Annotated in this window: 14 protein-coding genes and 4 pseudogenes; 8 read left to right on the top strand and 10 right to left on the bottom strand. The window is 63.4% G+C overall.

Going from position 1 to position 13699, the window contains the following annotated elements; translation table 11 throughout:
* Window positions 1-25 precede the first annotated feature (25 nt).
* Window positions 26-529 (bottom strand): GNAT family N-acetyltransferase, encoded by a 504-nt coding sequence (locus tag ABMA10_RS04065; RefSeq protein WP_431031230.1) that lies wholly within the window; start codon window positions 527-529, stop codon window positions 26-28.
* A 140-nt stretch (window positions 530-669) separates the two neighbouring features.
* Here ABMA10_RS04065 and ABMA10_RS04060 point away from each other — a divergent pair.
* Window positions 670-1017 (top strand): annotated as a pseudogene (locus tag ABMA10_RS04060) (IS30 family transposase); the annotation flags it as partial.
* 24 nt (window positions 1018-1041) lie between these two features.
* Here the strand turns inward: ABMA10_RS04060 and ABMA10_RS04055 are convergent.
* A complete protein-coding gene (locus tag ABMA10_RS04055; RefSeq protein WP_431030682.1) occupies window positions 1042-2286 on the bottom strand; it encodes an IS256 family transposase in 1245 nt (414 codons plus the stop codon).
* A gap of 171 nt (window positions 2287-2457) precedes the next feature.
* On the opposite strand from ABMA10_RS04055, the pseudogene ABMA10_RS04050 reads away from it, so the two are divergent.
* Window positions 2458-2706: pseudogene (locus ABMA10_RS04050) on the top strand (integrase core domain-containing protein); the annotation flags it as partial.
* Window positions 2707-2809: 103 nt separating this feature from the next.
* Here the strand turns inward: ABMA10_RS04050 and ABMA10_RS04045 are convergent.
* The 4 genes from ABMA10_RS04045 to ABMA10_RS04030 form a co-directional block, all read right to left on the bottom strand.
* Window positions 2810-3040, bottom strand: a complete 231-nt coding sequence (locus tag ABMA10_RS04045; RefSeq protein ID WP_431031229.1) for a hypothetical protein — start codon at window positions 3038-3040, stop codon at window positions 2810-2812.
* 39 nt (window positions 3041-3079) lie between these two features.
* Entirely contained in the window at window positions 3080-3310 is a 231-nt protein-coding gene (locus ABMA10_RS04040; protein ID WP_431031228.1) for a hypothetical protein, read from the bottom strand.
* An 85-nt stretch (window positions 3311-3395) separates the two neighbouring features.
* Complete coding sequence (locus tag ABMA10_RS04035) at window positions 3396-3545, bottom strand: hypothetical protein (protein ID WP_431031227.1); 150 nt, start codon at window positions 3543-3545, stop codon at window positions 3396-3398.
* An 86-nt stretch (window positions 3546-3631) separates the two neighbouring features.
* Entirely contained in the window at window positions 3632-4360 is a 729-nt protein-coding gene (locus ABMA10_RS04030) for a hypothetical protein (protein WP_431031226.1), read from the bottom strand.
* Window positions 4361-4734: 374 nt separating this feature from the next.
* On the opposite strand from ABMA10_RS04030, the gene ABMA10_RS04025 reads away from it, so the two are divergent.
* The 5 genes from ABMA10_RS04025 (at window position 4735) to ABMA10_RS04005 (ending at window position 8682) form a co-directional block, all read left to right on the top strand.
* Entirely contained in the window at window positions 4735-4941 is a 207-nt protein-coding gene (locus ABMA10_RS04025) for a hypothetical protein (RefSeq protein WP_431031225.1), read from the top strand.
* A gap of 2 nt (window positions 4942-4943) precedes the next feature.
* Window positions 4944-5729 (top strand): Fic/DOC family protein, encoded by a 786-nt coding sequence (locus tag ABMA10_RS04020; protein ID WP_431031224.1) that lies wholly within the window; start codon window positions 4944-4946, stop codon window positions 5727-5729.
* Complete coding sequence (locus tag ABMA10_RS04015) at window positions 5726-6304, top strand: recombinase family protein (RefSeq protein ID WP_431031223.1); 579 nt, start codon at window positions 5726-5728, stop codon at window positions 6302-6304. Before ABMA10_RS04020 ends, ABMA10_RS04015 begins: the two co-directional genes overlap by 4 nt.
* Before the next feature lie 512 nt (window positions 6305-6816).
* Window positions 6817-8061: an IS256 family transposase gene (locus ABMA10_RS04010; protein WP_431031222.1), complete on the top strand. Its 1245-nt coding sequence runs from the start codon at window positions 6817-6819 to the stop codon at window positions 8059-8061.
* Between the two features lie 189 nt (window positions 8062-8250).
* Window positions 8251-8682: a MepB family protein gene (locus ABMA10_RS04005; RefSeq protein WP_431031221.1), complete on the top strand. Its 432-nt coding sequence runs from the start codon at window positions 8251-8253 to the stop codon at window positions 8680-8682.
* A 329-nt stretch (window positions 8683-9011) separates the two neighbouring features.
* Here ABMA10_RS04005 and ABMA10_RS04000 read toward each other — a convergent pair.
* The 4 genes and pseudogenes from ABMA10_RS04000 to ABMA10_RS03985 form a co-directional block, all read right to left on the bottom strand.
* A pseudogene (locus ABMA10_RS04000) lies at window positions 9012-9059 on the bottom strand (hypothetical protein); the annotation flags it as partial.
* Between the two features lie 452 nt (window positions 9060-9511).
* Entirely contained in the window at window positions 9512-9649 is a 138-nt protein-coding gene (locus ABMA10_RS03995) for a hypothetical protein (RefSeq protein WP_431031220.1), read from the bottom strand.
* Window positions 9650-10273: 624 nt separating this feature from the next.
* Window positions 10274-11962, bottom strand: a complete 1689-nt coding sequence (locus ABMA10_RS03990) for a putative Ig domain-containing protein (protein ID WP_431031219.1) — start codon at window positions 11960-11962, stop codon at window positions 10274-10276.
* A 288-nt stretch (window positions 11963-12250) separates the two neighbouring features.
* A complete protein-coding gene (locus ABMA10_RS03985; RefSeq protein ID WP_431031218.1) occupies window positions 12251-12814 on the bottom strand; it encodes an NAD(P)H-dependent oxidoreductase in 564 nt (187 codons plus the stop codon).
* Between the two features lie 266 nt (window positions 12815-13080).
* Here ABMA10_RS03985 and ABMA10_RS03980 point away from each other — a divergent pair.
* Window positions 13081-13509, top strand: a pseudogene (locus tag ABMA10_RS03980) (IS21 family transposase); the annotation flags it as partial.
* Window positions 13510-13699 lie beyond the last annotated feature (190 nt).

The raw sequence follows: 13699 nt of genomic DNA, 5'->3' as shown, positions 1-13699 counted from the left end.
CGCCCGAAAGGGCCGACATCAGTCTTTAGTCAAGCGTGATGAGGTCGCGAGACAGGAGCTCCATCAGCACGTTGTCTCGCCAGGTTCCGGTCTCATCACGCCAGGCTTCGTGCTGAACACCTACCGTGCGATAGCCAACTTTGGCATAAGCGGCAACCGCCGCTGGGTTCTCCCTGGCAGGCTCAATCACGATCCGGTGATGCCCTTCAGACTCAAACAGATGAGCAGACAGCGCGGAAACCACTGCCGAACCGATTCCCTGTCCATGAATCTTCGGATCAAGGAACAAATCGATCGAACCATGACGAATGTCCGGCCAAGCCTCCTCGCCCGTCTGCGCATACCCCACAACGTCGCCGTCAATGACGATGACCCACTGGTCCCAGTCATCCGCACCGTTCGGGAACTCCGCAGGTACAGGCCACCACGGACGCACCTCATCCATCTCCCGGATCCTTCGCACCGCGTCATGATGCTCCGGAGCAAGGCGAATCAGAACGAAGCGCTGAGCAACTATTTTCTGCGACATGTTGTCTCAACAATACATCCGTGAGACATGCGCGCAAAACAAATCCGCACCCGTTTCCAGCCGCATTTTTCTCTCTCACACCACGTAGGAACCCTTGACAGTGGTAGTGAATGAAGCCGCCCTCCTGGTAGTCCGGCAGGTTGACATACTCACCCGAGCAACTGCGCAAGACGCTCACCTGGGACCGCGGCAAGGAGCTCTCCGGACACGCCCAATTCGCGCTGGAGACTGGCACGAAGGTGTTCTTCGCGGACCCACATTCGCCTTGGCAGCGGCCGACGAACGAGAACACCAACGGGCTACTGCGTCAGTACTTCCCGAAAGGCACCGACCTCTCCCGCTGGTCCGCCGAGGACCTCGAAGCAGTCGCTCTCGCCCTCAACAACCGGCCCCGCAAAAGCCTCGGCTGGCGCACTCCCGCGGAGGTATTCGACGAGCAGCTACGCTCGCTTCAACAACCCGGGGTCAAGCCCCGTGGAGTGGTGTAGCCGTGTGTCCTTCGATTCGTTGGGTTAGGCGCTGAGGGCGAGTTCTGGTTCGGGCACCTCGGTTCCGGTGTCGGGGACGATGGTGAGGCGGCTCTTGGCGAGGATGTCGAGTCCGAGGTAGCGGCGTCCCTCGGCCCATTCATCGGTCTGTTCGGCAAGGACGGCGCCGACGAGCCGGGTGATCGCGTCGCGATTGGGGAAGATGCCGACGGAGTCGGTGCGGCGACGGATTTCACGATTCAGGCGCTCGTTCGGGTTGTTCGACCAGATCTGCTGCCAGAGCCCCTCGGGGAACCCGGTGAACGCGAGGATGTCGGCGCGGGCAGCGTCGAGGTGTTCGTGAGCTGCGGGCAGTTTCCCGTCGACGTAGTCCAACAGCCGGTCGAACTGGGCGTGGACGGCGTCGGCGTCGGGCTGGTCGTAAACGGAGTGCAGCATAGCCTTGACCGCGGGCCAGAGACTCTTCGGGGTCACCGACATCAGGTTCGCGGCGTAGTGGGTGCGGCAGCGTTGCCAGGCCGCGCCGGGGAAGTTCGCGGCGATCGCCTCGACCAGACCGCGGTGCGCGTCGGAAGTGACCAGACGAACCCCGGTCAGACCGCGGGCGACGAGGTCGGCGAAGAACGTGTTCCACGCCGCCCCGGTCTCCGACGTGGCCACCCGCAGGCCCAGGACCTCGCGGCGCCCATCGGCGTTGACCCCGGTCGCGACGAGAACAACGGCGTTGATGACGCGTCCGCCTTCGCGGACTTTCATGGTGAGAGCGTCGGCGGCGACGAACGTGAATGGGCCGGCATCACCGAGCGGGCGGTGTCGGAATTGGTCAACGTGCTCGTCGAGGTCCGCAGCCATCCGGGACACTTGCGACTTCGACAACGAGTGAATCCCGAGGGTCTTCACGAGTTTGTCCATGCGGCGTGTGGAGACGCCGGCGAGGTAGCAGTCCGCGACGACGGTGATCAGGGCGGTCTCGGCGCGTTTGCGGCGCTCGAGGAGCCACTCCGGGAAGTAGGTGCCAGAGCGCAGCTTCGGGATCGCGACATCGATGGTCCCGGCGCGGGTATCGAGGTCGCGGTGCCGGTAGCCGTTGCGTTGGACGGTGCGACCCGGGGTGGGTTGGCCCCACTCGGCGCCGATCACCGCGTCAGCGTCGGCAGAGAGGAGCGCGTTGATCATGGTTTGCAGCAGCGACCGCATCAGATCGGGAGACGCGTCGGTCAGGGCTTCGCCAAGAAGGTGTGCAGGGTCGACAATATGTGGAGCGGTCATCGTGATGATGCCTTTCGAGTGGAGGTTAGAGACTTCTCGAAGGAGTCACACGGTGACCGCGCTCACGTCCAAGACCGAGCCGGCCACCGCAGGCTACACCACCTTATGGGGCACTACTCAACCCGGTGTTGCAACGACCACTTGAACTCGCCGTCTACACCTCGGCCGACTACCGCAAGCTCCTCAAGGAGCTCGGGAACCGGTGTCTGCTGGGACAACGCGATGGCCGAGTCGTTCTTCTCCGCAGTCAAGAACGAGCGCGTCTACCGGACCGTCTACGCCACCAAGGCCCAGGCCCGGCGGGACGTCATCAGCTACATCGAGGGCTTCTACAACTCGCGAAGGAGGCATTCCTCGCTCGGCTACAAGCGTCCCAACGACGTGCACTACGGTTACACCCAGCCGGCAACGGCAGCGTAAGAGAAACCATCAACTCCGCTGTCCGAGATCACCGCAGCAGCCCAGTGCGGTATAACTGAGCGTGGTCGACCCGAAGGGTTCGACCACGCAATCGATGTGGCTATTACGCTTTCGGTTCTTGCTCTTCGGCGTCCATTGCGTCGAGGGTGGCCCAGTGCTTACCGAGTAGCCCGAATAGTACGGCAGCAAGCACCGCGAGAATCAAGGCTGTTACGGGTGTCCAGAGTCCCCAGAGCGCGATGAATCCGACGGCGATCAGTGCGCTGAGCGCGATTGTCATTGTGCGGCGCGCCGGGGTGGCCCAGAGCGAGATTCGCGCGTCGCGGGGAAACATGAGTCCAGTCTTACTGATTGGGGTGCGGGTTGGTGCTCGTCAGTAACAGCGCTTGTCACGGCACTCCTGGGTGAGAACTACGCCGGGTCCGATCTGGTCCCAGGTGATCACTGTCGCGACAGCATCAAGTACGTCCGTGCCGGTCTCTTTCGCGTCCAAGAGCGCCCGCCCCAGCTGAGAGAACAGCTTCACCGCATCGTTGATCGCGCTGCTGGAGCTCTCGAAGTGTTCCGAGTGGGTACGTTTGGCCTTGCTGAAGAGTCGCCCCATGTACCGGTCGTGCAGCTCGATGATCTCGTCCGCCTGGACAGTCGCGATGCGCCGGGGCTGCCTCTTTTGGTGCCTGTGATGGGTGTTAGAGGCGGTCCTGGGACTTCATGTCTGGGTTGTGTCGAGTGCGTCTGCGCTGGATGTACTGCACCAGGAGCGTGATACCGACGATGACCGCTGCTGCGATCACCACGTACATGATGAGGATGCCGATCGCGACGTCGTTGCCAAACATAGTTCGAGGCTACCTTTCGTGTGGTGATTGGGACAGCGCACGGAGCCGATGCGCATAAATAGGATCGGCCCCGCGTGCCGTGAAGCTCAGTAAGCGTCCACGGTGGTTCCTGTGACTCGAATCCCGATTGACCCGTTCGCAACGACGGGTCCTCCGTTTGCCGAGTACGCGAGCTCGGCCCATGCGGGTGCCGAACCGGACTGCGTGGCGCGCTTGATCTCGCCGGTTACGGTGCAACTGCCGACGGTGTTACCGCAGCGCTTTTCGCGCATGTCGCGCACCTTCGCTGCGCCAGCAGAACTCGTCTGGTAGTCGATCACGAACGAAGCGAAGCTGACGATGTCTCGGATCTCCAGCTTGCAGTTCACGTTCCATCCAGCAGAGGCAGAGCAGCCGGAGAGTCCCGATCGCTCAGCCCCGGCCGCAGTAGCTTCGGTAGGTTTCTGGAGATCAATCCACTGGCGGGAGCCATCGGCGTAGATCTTCGTCGTGCGCTCTGACCCGCCAGTGTCTTCCCTCTCCTCGCTCACCGGGCTTGCGCCGCTCGAGGCATCGAGAGTGCCCCCGCTCGCCAGCTTCGCGAGAAGGGTGTCTTGTGTGGCGGCATCAATGCCGCCCTCGGACATGGTGGCTTGCACGGCGATGCGCTGCTCATCGGTCAACGTGACGGCGTCGGCGCTGGCCGCGGACGCTCCGAAGAACGATGGTGTTGATGAGGTCGACGCGTTGGCGGGAACAACGCCTGCGAGAATCAACGTGGCCACTCCGAGAGCGGTCAAGCTGGTGAACCGGAGTCGATGTTGCATGGGCGTCATGAGATCTCCCTTGATTTCAGTTGTAGCGGAACAACAAGCCCAGCTGAGACACAGCATCCCGTATTGACGCAGTGTGTGTCAATTGACGTCATCGAAGAGTGCCGTCATTGTCCATTGATAACCGCATGAAAAGTGCCTACGCAGCATTGCCTGGCGGGGGGGGGTCGGAGGGTCTTTCCAAGCAGAGCTGGACGCTTACAAGGCCGCCGAAAACGATCGTTTCTGATCCGGACCACGGACGCGTGTTGAGTCGCCGTCGTTCCGTGGATCTCGATCGGATCAAAACGCTGGATCAAAACCAGATCGGATCAAAACCTTACCCTGTACGTTTTCGAACCGGGGTGGTAAGCTGGATGCAGACGTAAGGGGCAGACATGACCATCGCACAGCACCGAATCCGTCCTTCAGTGACGCAGGTCGAAGCTTCACGACGCCTGCAGTTCGCGGACGGCGCCCTTGGAGCCGCCGGCCACGCCGTCACTGATCCGACGCTCCGTGACTTAGGTGCGCGCGTCGCGCGCGGTGAGATGACGGTGGAGGACGCCCTGGCGGCGAGCCTCGAACACATCGACGCCCGCTAGGCGTGCTTGCGAGGTTCCGTGCCTGGGATGACTACTTCATCCCAGGCACCACTGTCTTAAGGAACAAGTTCAACGAACGGGATGCAACGACGCTCCAGTTGAAAGAAGAGCAGGCCGCGCGCTTGCGTCTGATCGAGCTCGCCGCGAACCCTGTGGCTGGTGACTTCGACTACGCACACATGAAGGCGATCCACGGGCGCATCTTCCAGGACGTTTACGAGTGGGCCGGCCAGGAGCGGGTAGGCCCTGATTCGCACATGACGAAGGGTGGTCCTGACGTCGTGCATTTCGCTCCTGGAGATCCTGCTGCGCCGATGATCGCGTATAGCTACTACCCGGGCGCGCTGGTCGCGGACGCTGCTGAAGAGCAGTATCGGCGACTGGCCGCTAAGGGTCTGCTCCGGGGCTTGCCGCAGGAGGAGTTCCTGGTCGAGTTCGCCGAGATCTGGGGGGAGTTGAATGTTGTCCACTCGTTCCGTGAGGGCAACACGCGTGCCCAGTTCGTGTTCTTTTCCCAACTCGCGGAACAGGCCGGCTACCGGATCGATGCGGCACAGTTCGCTGTTGGGCAGCCGCTGCGCGATGAGTTCGTCAACGCCCGCTTTTACAGCCAGGCGACCGGCAGCAACGGACGCCTCGTGAGCGTGCTCGGGCGGGCGATTGCGCCGTTAGTTCGACCATCGCTGGAGCAACGCATCGAGGATGCCGTGCGTCGTGACGTGCCTCGCAAGGTCGACCCCGCTCACGATCCGGGCAGGACTCGCAGACTGAAGGGGTACGGGCGATGACAATCGTTGGTTACGCGCGCGTGAGTACCCGGGAACAGAACCCGGCCCAGCAGGAGGCCGCGCTGACCGCGGCCGGCGCCGAACGGGTATTCACTGACCGTGGCGAATCGAGCCGGAAGATCTCGAGGCCGCAGTGGGATGCCTGCTTGGATTACCTGCGCGAGGGTGACGTCCTCATGGTCTACCGGCTGGACCGGCTCTCGAGCTCCGACGCACACCTCATCACGCTGATCAACGAGCTCGGGCAGCGCGGGGTGGATCTGCGCTCAATCACGGAACCCGCGATCGATACGACCAGCCCGATGGGTCGTGCGCTGTACGGCATCATGGCCGTGTTCGCGCAGCTGCGCGTGGACACGATCCGGCAGAACACCCTCGACGGTCTGGCGCACGCCCGCTCGCAGGGACGTGTCGGCGGTCGCCCCACCGTCATGACTCCTGAACGTGTTGCGGTGGCGCAGCAGATGCGTGCCGAGAAAGCGACGTTCCCGCAGATCGCCCGCACGTTGGGCGTCGGCGAAGCGACAGTGAAGCGCGCCCTCGCCGCCGCACGAGCGGTGACACCGAACCCGTAGCGCCGTCCTTTTGACGGCGCGGGCGGTTGCTTGTCGGGTCAGAACAGGCCCAAGTGATTGAGAGGCCTATGGCGTGCTGGGTTTGGCCTTCGGCTGTCGCCGGGGAAGGAGCTCCCGCGCATCGTCGCGGCAGCGTATTCAGGCGGTTGGTATCACCGGAGCGTCGTCATGGTTCTCACATGCCGCCGGCCTGCCTGCCATGCAGCTTTGGATATTCCGCCGACCACGCCGGAACCGGTGGTTCTCGTGCCGACGTACATGACATGGGCGTTGCTGTTGTGTGGTCCGTACCCTGTGTTGCTGCGAACCATGAAAATGTGTCTCGGCTTTGGATTGAAGCCCCAAAAGTAGGCGTCTTGCCGCACGCCATTTGGGTGCTCGACGAGACACTTCGAGTAGTGCCCCATAAGGTGGTGTAGCCTGCGGTGGCCGGCTCGGTCTTGGACGTGAGCGCGGTCACCGTGTGACTCCTTCGAGAAGTCTCTAACCTCCACTCGAAAGGCATCATCACGATGACCGCTCCACATATTGTCGACCCTGCACACCTTCTTGGCGAAGCCCTGACCGACGCGTCTCCCGATCTGATGCGGTCGCTGCTGCAAACCATGATCAACGCGCTCCTCTCTGCCGACGCTGACGCGGTGATCGGCGCCGAGTGGGGCCAACCCACCCCGGGTCGCACCGTCCAACGCAACGGCTACCGGCACCGCGACCTCGATACCCGCGCCGGGACCATCGATGTCGCGATCCCGAAGCTGCGCTCTGGCACCTACTTCCCGGAGTGGCTCCTCGAGCGCCGCAAACGCGCCGAGACCGCCCTGATCACCGTCGTCGCGGACTGCTACCTCGCCGGCGTCTCCACACGCCGCATGGACAAACTCGTGAAGACCCTCGGGATTCACTCGTTGTCGAAGTCGCAAGTGTCCCGGATGGCTGCGGACCTCGACGAGCACGTTGACCAATTCCGACACCGCCCGCTCGGTGATGCCGGCCCATTCACGTTCGTCGCCGCCGACGCTCTCACCATGAAAGTCCGCGAAGGCGGACGCGTCATCAACGCCGTTGTTCTCGTCGCGACCGGGGTCAACGCCGATGGGCGCCGCGAGGTCCTGGGCCTGCGGGTGGCCACGTCGGAGACCGGGGCGGCGTGGAACACGTTCTTCGCCGACCTCGTCGCCCGCGGTCTGACCGGGGTTCGTCTGGTCACTTCCGACGCGCACCGCGGTCTGGTCGAGGCGATCGCCGCGAACTTCCTCGGCGCGGCCTGGCAACGCTGCCGCACCCACTACGCCGCGAACCTGATGTCGGTGACCCCGAAGAGTCTCTGGCCCGCGGTCAAGGCTATGCTGCACTCCGTTTACGACCAGCCCGACGCCGACGCCGTCCACGCCCAGTTCGACCGGCTGTTGGACTACGTCGACGGGAAACTGCCCGCAGCTCACGAACACCTCGACGCTGCCCGCGCCGACATCCTCGCGTTCACCGGGTTCCCCGAGGGGCTCTGGCAGCAGATCTGGTCGAACAACCCGAACGAGCGCCTGAATCGTGAAATCCGTCGCCGCACCGACTCCGTCGGCATCTTCCCCAATCGCGACGCGATCACCCGGCTCGTCGGCGCCGTCCTTGCCGAACAGACCGATGAATGGGCCGAGGGACGCCGCTACCTCGGACTCGACATCCTCGCCAAGAGCCGCCTCACCATCGTCCCCGACACCGGAACCGAGGTGCCCGAACCAGAACTCGCCCTCAGCGCCTAACCCAACGAATCGAAGGACACACGGCTACACCACTCCACGGGGCTTGACCGTGTAGGAGCGCAGCGCGTCGCTCAGCGCTGTGGTGTGATCACTGAGGTCGAGCCCCTGGACAAGGCCATCGCTCCACGACGTATCGCTCAACATCGTGACTGCCTGTGAGCATTGTTGGCGGCGGGGTAGCGTGGCTGAATGCAGTTCAGTGCGTTTGAGACCTATGCGGCTGCCGTTGGGCTGCCGTTTACAGTGACCCCCGAGACTCAGAACGGTGACTATGAGTCAGGCATCGCCCAGATCGGCGGCGAAGCATGGCATATCCGGACTGCGCGAAACACCCCGGCCAAGTCGGGCGCGTTCGTAGCTTTCTGGCGGCGAGCGATGGATGGAACGACGACGCCGTTCAGTGATGACGACCCCGTGGTTGGCCTGCTCGTCTTCGTGGAACACCAGGGTAGGCTCGGCGTGTTTCGCTTCACCGGCGCGCACCTCGTCGAGCTCGGAATCACGTCCGGGAAGCGGCCGGGCAAGCGTGGGTTTCGGGTATATCCGAGCTGGTGTGTGGGCTTGAACGTCCAGGCCACGACCACGCAATACGCCCAAGCGCCCGCGTTCCAGGAGTTCTGAGCCCAGGTCGTGCTCGTGAGCCAGTGGAGGGTTGCGGCGAGGCAAATGCCCCGTGGTAACTGCGGGCAAGTTTGTCTGATCTCATCGCGATGCCGCGCCACTGCTTGAGCTTGTGAAGCACCACGCGACGACGTTGCGACCGCGATAGTGCTGTCGCTAGCGGTCACCGAAGTCGATCGGGCGACCGGCACGCGAATCTGATTGTCGGCGCGCATCCGCGGCGCCTGCTCGACGCGCTCGGGAGTCACGATGGAGGGCAGGCCACCTACCCGACCTTCGGCTCGTGCGTGCGCGAGACCGCGCTTGGTGTTGTCGCGGATCGTGTCGACGCGAAGTTGAGCGAACACGGCGACGATGCCGAACAGCGCTCTCCCCATCGGGGTCGTCGTGTCGATATCCGGCTCGGTGAGGCTGTTGATGTTCACGCCCCGGTCGCACCTTCGTCGTCCTGCCGGCCGGGCACGGGACCTTTGCGCCGCATCGATCGCTCCGAATGTCGATCATGTGTGGGGTCTCTGCGAAACGCCGATGACGTCCTCGCCTGGTTGAAGCGAGTGGCAGCGGTGATGACGAGTATCTGTCCCGTTGGAGCGCTGGTGAATGGGGCGAGTGGGCCAACGCGATGCGAGCGAAGACAATTTGCTCCGTGGAGCAGTCTCGACCTGTACCCGAAAGGGTGCATTATCGAGCAAGATTAGCATCAGCGCATTAGCCACGTCAGCAGTGGACGACCTACTTCGGCGGTGAATGGAGTGAGCCAGTTCACCCACCTGCCTTTCCGGCCCTGTCCCGCGACGATTGGAGCCTCTGCACCCCATGACCGGCCGTTTCAACCGGTGACGATCCCTGGGGTGATGCAGAACACGCAGTAGGTTCCGGCGGCAAGCAGCGCGCCACCCAGCACCACGACTCCGGCGAGCAACGTTGGCAAGCCCTGGGGCGCACGCACTCGAAGCTGATCATTCACGCCCCCACCATACGGGCCTGCACTGGGAATTCCTGTCGAGCCGGTATGGCGGACGTTCGGGCACCGTCGTGTTCGTGGTGCGTGTGGGTCGCGCGTTGTTACCGCGGGAACCGGATGCTTGCCGGTGACTGTCGGGGGTCGGCCGAAGGGGTTTCTGGTCGGCCCCCGGTATTTTCGCTCGCCCATCCTCCTCCTCGAGCGCGTGCAGCACCAGCCTCTGTCACACCTCACACACCAGGGTTACTCTGGCGGCACGCAGCTGTGGGGAAGCTGCCGCTCGGGACTTCGGGTCCGTCGGGCACACCATGGTTCACCCCCTGGGGCTGGGGCGGAGCATTCGGGTGCGACGTCCCAGCCCCTGCGCGGACGCGCGTGTCACCGACAGGATGCTGCGCGGAATTATGCAGCTGACTGAGCTTGGACACACCCAGGGATGGGTGGACGCCGGAGGCTTCGCCCCACGACGTGGTGATGGAGGCGGCGGCAACGCCGCCTCCAGAGCCGAAACCTGCAGCAGGAACCAGGCAGCACCGCGTCTGCTCTCCTCGACCTTGTGGAAAAGCCACAGGGGCTTGAGGACACCAGAACGGTTCCTCAAAGCCCCTGCAACAAGCGCAAACGGGCCTATGCGTCGTGTGGTTCCCGCGTCAGACGGTCGCGGCGTTTGCGGCTGAGGATGGTGAGTGCGGATCCTGCAGCGAGGAGCAGCAGGATGCTGCCGGTGATCCACGGAAGCCCGCCGACACCGGTGGCCGGGAGGTTGCCCGCGTCCCCCGTGGTGGGGTTCGTGGTTGCGCCGCCGGTTGTGCCACCGCTACCGTTGCCGCCCGTGCCGCCACCCGGACCCGGGTCAGCGACCACTCGCAACGTGTGCTCGGAGCTCTCGGCGGTCAGCCCCCCATCGCTCGTAGCGAGGACCGTGAACGAGAATGATCCGGTCTCGGTCGGCGTCCCGCTGAGTACACCTGTAGGGCTGAGTGTCAGCCCCGCAGGAAGGTCACCAGCGGTGACCGAGTACGACACCGAGTTACCCACGGCTCGGAACGTGTAGTTATAGGCGACGCCCTGGGAAGCAGTCGCGGGCGGGCTGTCTTCCACGAACACGGGCACTTCATCAGCCTTGATCGTGATCGGTGCTGTCTCTGTCGTTGCACGGGTGGAGCCGGTCGCGACAACCGTGAACGTGAAGTCGCCCTCCTCCGTGGGGGTTCCGGAGAGCGCGCCGTCGGGCAAGAGTGTCAGACCGTCTGGGAGGGTTCCGGAACCGATCGTGAACGTGGGGTTTTCCGATGCGGTGAACGTGTACGAATACGAATCACCGACCGTTGCCAACGCCGGCGGAGACGCCTCACCAAATGCAGGCGGGTTCTTCAACGCCAGACTGTAACCATTGCCGGCCGAGATCGCAGTCACACCGCTCATCGCGGTCGCTGGGACAGCGGACTGTGCGTTTGCGTTTCTGCCCCAGACGATCACGGACCCATCCGTCTTCAACGCCAAACTGTGCGAATTGCCGGCTGAGATTGCGGTCACACCGCTCATCACTGCTGCCGGAACAGTCGACTCCCCGTATGTGTTCTGGCCCCAGGCAACTACGGACCCATCCGTCTTCAACGCCAAACTATGAAAATTGCCGGCCGCGATTGCGGTCACGTCACTCATCGCAGCCGTCGGAACAGTGATCTGCCCGTATGTGTTCTGGCCCCAGGCGACCACAGACCCATCAGTCTTCAGCGCCAAACTATGAGCTTCGCCGGCCGAGATCGCGGTCACGTCACTCATCGCAGCCACGGGAACGGTGACCCCGCCGCTCCCGTTGTAACCCCAGGCAACCACAGACCCATCGGCCTTCAACGCCAAACTGTATAAACTGCCAGCCCAGATTGCGGTCACGTCACTCATTGCGGCTGCCGGAACATCGAGCTGCCCATCTGCGTTTCTACCCCAGGCGATCACGGACCCGTCCGCCTTCAACGCCAAACTGAAAAAAACGCCGGCCGAGATTGCGGTCACGTCACTCATCGCAGCCGCCGGAACAGTCGACTCTCCGTTCCCATTTCCGCCCCAGGCGACCACAGACCCGTCGGCCTTCAACGCCAAACCATGCGAACCGCCGGCCGAGATCGCAGTAACGTCACTCATCGCCGCCGCTGGAACATCGAGCCGCCCGTTCCAGTTCAGACCCCAGGCGAGCACTTCTCCTGGGGTTGCTGCGGAAGCCGGGAACGCCATTGTGCCGGTGAGGGCAACGGCGAGGCCAACGCCTGCGAGCAGGCGGCCGAGCGACCGTTTCCGGCTGGGAGTGCGGGGCATGAGGGTTCCTTTGTGAGCGTCGAGGCAAGGAGTGGCCTGACCCTCACCGGGTCACGCTCACGGTGGAGCGGACAGAGAACTCGGCTATTCTACAAGTGCGCTCTTTGAGACTAGGCGTCTCATGCCTACTCGGCAAGCCTCGTGACCCAGCAGGCGCGGTGGTGTCTCCACGTAGCGACTTCGACCTGGCGGACGTGGGCGGGGCGTACCAGGTGGATGCGGCGATGAAGAGAGGTGAGCCCTCACCAGCCCTAGTGTCATCGCTGCTGCGGCGAAGTGTCCAGTTCGTTACTTGGGTGCGCGCTGATTGATGGTGTCCTGGACGCGGGTGAGAACGTCAGTGAGTTGCGGGAGAAGTCGGTCGAGGTGCGCGGGGTTGTTGAATGCTGCGGCTGAGGCCGGGATCGCGAGCGTGGAGTCAGCAACGACGTGCGCGAGCGCAACGGTTACCGACCGACGCGTGTCGTTGTGGGCGTTGATCCCGCCACCACCACCGAGCGCCGCGCCAATCACAGCCACAGGCTTACCCGTCAGAGCTCCGCTGCCATAGACCGGCCGTGACAACCAGTCGATGGCGTTCTTCAGCACCGCTGGAATCGTCCCGTTATGCTCCGGTGACACGAACAGGATCGCGTCAGCCGCTTCCGCAGCTTCGCGCAGCGCGCCCACATTCGCAGGCAGGTTGCGTTCGATGTCTTCGTTGTAGAACGGGAGCTGGGCAAGACCCGCGTACTGGTGCAGCGTCATTCCTGCCGGCGCATGCGAGATCGCGAGCTGCGCGAGCTTCCCATTAGCTGACCCCTGATGAAGGCTCCCAACAAGAACGAGAACGGTTACGGCGGGCGTGTCCATGATGGCTACTCCTGTACGACGGTGATGACGCGGCGTCTGCCGCGCACCTCAAAAAGAACGAGATCCAGAGGTGACTATTTCCCATCTGCCACAACTGCACACGAAAGTAGACACAACGCACCAGCATCATGACGAACGGACGCTCCAACTCCCGCAGTGCCCCCTCATAATCACCAGCGAGCTCTGATCGACATGCCGCCTGAAGTACTGGGTTCGTGATCATGCAACAGATGAGCTGGCCGACTGCGCCGTCAAGATGACGCACGCGGCATGCTGTTCATCGGCGCACGATCCGGGCTGCGTTGGCGTCAGCGGAGCCCCCGCCGCGGAAGGCCGGGTGCACGCGGCGCCGCGGTTGGATGTGTTCAAGCCCGCGATCGACGCGACGTTGCTGTCGGATGTGACCGCGCCGCGCCGCGGTCAGGATCTTTGCCCATCTGGCTGATGAGCATGCTGCTGTCGTTCTGTCCTACTCGACGGTGCGGGACTACGTCCACCGGCGCCGGCCCAAGATCGACGCGGAGACGGCAGGCATCGGGAGATGTTGCGTCCCGCAAAAGCATGCTCCTGGCGTGGAGGCCGAGGTTGATTATGGAGAGGTCTGGGTGATGCTGGCCGGGGTGAGGGCGAAGTGTCACATGTTCGCGTTTCGGCTCTCACACTCCGGCAAGGCCGTCCATCGGATGTACTCGACATAAGGGCAGTAAGCGTTTCTCGAGGGGCATCTCGTGACTATGACAGCTTGATTCAGGGCCACTAGGTTGGGGTGGCTTCTAACACGCGTTGCAACACTCACGGTGAATGGGCGTGCTCAGAATCGTATCGAGAACGGCCTCGAGAGTGTCCCAGCCTAGGACGCGGCGGGGACGCGCTCCGTCTCGGACG

The organism is Plantibacter sp. RU18, assembly GCF_050613355.1.
GTDB lineage: Bacteria > Actinomycetota > Actinomycetes > Actinomycetales > Microbacteriaceae > Plantibacter.
The sequence above is the reverse complement of the archived record's forward strand: the minus strand, read 5'-3'. Positions and strand labels throughout refer to the sequence as shown.